The organism is Mesorhizobium yinganensis (assembly GCF_040081985.1).
In the GTDB taxonomy this organism is placed as follows: Bacteria; Pseudomonadota; Alphaproteobacteria; order Rhizobiales; family Rhizobiaceae; genus Kumtagia; species Kumtagia yinganensis.
On the sequence record NZ_JBEBMH010000082.1, the window covers coordinates 1 to 2478 of the forward strand.

2 protein-coding genes are annotated in these 2478 nt (G+C 60.7%); both read right to left on the minus strand.

Annotated features, from left to right (window positions below; translation table 11 throughout):
* Positions 1–70: 70 nt before the first annotated feature.
* Positions 71–865, minus strand: coding sequence for an IS21-like element helper ATPase IstB (gene istB / locus ABMA59_RS37040; RefSeq protein WP_349010316.1), 795 nt, complete (start codon positions 863–865; stop codon positions 71–73).
* Positions 855–2384 (minus strand): IS21 family transposase, encoded by a 1530-nt coding sequence (istA, locus tag ABMA59_RS37045; protein ID WP_349010315.1) that lies wholly within the window; start codon positions 2382–2384, stop codon positions 855–857. Before istA ends, istB begins: the two co-directional genes overlap by 11 nt.
* Positions 2385–2478: the final 94 nt, after the last annotated feature.

Genomic DNA, 2478 nt, shown 5'->3' on the forward strand with positions numbered 1-2478 from the left:
TGTTGATTTCCGCGAAGAACTGACCCGGGGTTTCCACTGAGAACTGACCCGGGTGGATGATGGGTCTGGGTCAGGTCGGGGTCAAGTTTTTGGTTTTCTCCTTCGCGGGTTTGACGGGTTTTGCCGAACTGTTCCTGAAGCGGAAGCTGTCGTTTCCGGTCTCCAGGATATGGCAATGGTGAGTTAGGCGATCGAGCAGCGCGGTGGTCATCTTGGCATCGCCGAAGACGGTGGCCCACTCGCTGAAGCTCAAATTGGTGGTGATGACGACACTGGTGCGCTCATACAGCTTGCTGAGCAGGTGGAAGAGCAGCGCACCGCCTGACGCACTGAACGGCAAGTAGCCAAGTTCATCGAGAATGACGAGGTCGGAATGGACGAGCCGGCCGGCGATCTGCCCGGCTTTTCCCTGGACCTTCTCCTGTTCGAGGGCGTTGACGAGTTCGACGGTGGAGAAGAAGCGCACGCGCTTATGATGATGCTCGATCGCCTGGATGCCGAGGGCGGTGGCGATATGGGTCTTGCCGGTGCCGGGACCACCGACTAGGACGACATTGTGTGCATCCTCGATGAACTCGCAGCGGTGAAGCTGCTTCACGAGAGCTTCATTGACTTCGCTGCTCGCGAACTCGAAGCCGTTGAGGTCGCGGTAGACGGGAAAGCGGGCTGCCTTGAGTTGATAGGCGGTGGAACGCACCTCGCGTTCGGCCGTCTCGGCTTTGAGGAGCTGCGACAAGATCGGCATCGCTGCCTCAAAAGCTGGAGAGCCCTGTTCCGTCAGTTCTCCGACGGCCTGAGCCATGCCGAACATCTTGAGACTGCGCAGCATGATGACAAGTGCGCCGCTGGCAGGGTTATGACGCATGGCGCACCTCCTTTGCCCGGCGCAGAGCGTCATAGCGCTCGACATTGGCCAGTGGTTCGGTGGTCAGCGCCAGAGCCTGAGGAGCCTTGATGGCCGGTGGGATGAATGGCTTTCCGTCGACCAGACGGTGCAGCAGGTTGAGAACATGGGTCTTGGTCGGCACGCCAGCCTCCAGAGCCATCTCGACGGCTGCAAGCACAGCCTGTTCGTCGTGCTGCAGAACCAGCGCCAGGATCTCGACCATCTCGCGGTCGCCGCCAGGCGTCTTCAGCATGTGCTGCTGTAGCATTCTGAAGGCGGCTGGCAGTTCGACAAAGGGAGCCCCGTTGCGCAAGGCGCCAGGTTTGCGTTGCACGACCGCCAGATAGTGCCGCCAATCATAGATCGTCTGGCTCTGGCGATCATGGGAGCGAGCAAACATTCGGCGGTGTTCGCAGACGGTCTGGCCTTCGGCAACCACGACGATGCGCTCGGGATAGACCCGCAGGCTGACGGGTCGATTGGCGAAAGAGGCAGGAACGCTGTAGCGATTGCGCTCCAGATGGACGAGGCAGGTAGGCGAGACGCGCTTACTGTATTCGACGAAGCCGTCGAATGGCCGCGGCATCGGCATCAGATGTCGGACTTCCTCGGCCCAGACATCGGCGATCGTGCCGGGTTGCGACCCGTGTGGTGTCAGTCTCCACCAATCCCGGCATCGCGTCTCAAGCCAGTCGTTTAGTGCCTCGAGCGAGGGGACGCTGGGCGTGGGTTGCCAGAGCCGATGACGGGCGTCCTGTACGTTCTTCTCGATCTGGCCTTTCTCCCAGCCTGATGCGGGATTGCAGAACTCCGCCTCGAACAGGAAGTGGCTGACCATGGCCGAGAAGCGGATATTGACCTGGCGCTGCTTGCCACGGCCGACCTTGTCGACGGCGGTCTTCATGTTGTCGTAGATGCCTCTGCGCGGCACGCCACCCAGCACGCGAAATGCATGGTTATGGGCATCGAACAGCATCTCGTGAGTCTGGAGCAGATAGGCCCGCAGGATGAAGGCGCGGCTGTGGGAAAGCTTGACGTGAGCGACCTGAAGCTTGGTCCGCTCACCACCAATGATCGCCCAGTCTTCGGACCAGTCGAACTGGAACGCTTCGCCTGGCACGAACGCCAGGGGCACGAAAGTGCCGCGGCCTGATGTCTGCTGCTCGCGATGGCGGGCGGCCTTCCAATCCCGGGCAAACGCGGCAACGCGATTGTAGGAGCCCTCATAGCCGAGCACGAGCAGATCGGCGTGTAGCTGCTTGACCGTGCGCTTCTGCTTGCGTGACTTACCCGTCTCCACACGCAGCATCGCCGACAGCTTGTCGGCGTAAGGGTCCAGCTTGCTGGAACGGCCCGCGACGTTGAAGCGGGGCTCGACGCTGTCAGTGCGCAGATACTTGCGAACCGTGTTCCTCGATAGTCCGGTTCGGCGCGAGATGTCGCGGATCGAAAGATGGTCTCGGTAGTGCCAGCGTCGGATGACGCTCAATAACTCCATGTCGATCACTCCGATGTCCCCCACACAATCCGTGTGGGAGGAGCTTCAAACATGGGTCAATTCTCGATGGAAAAACCTCCGTCGACTGGGTCAC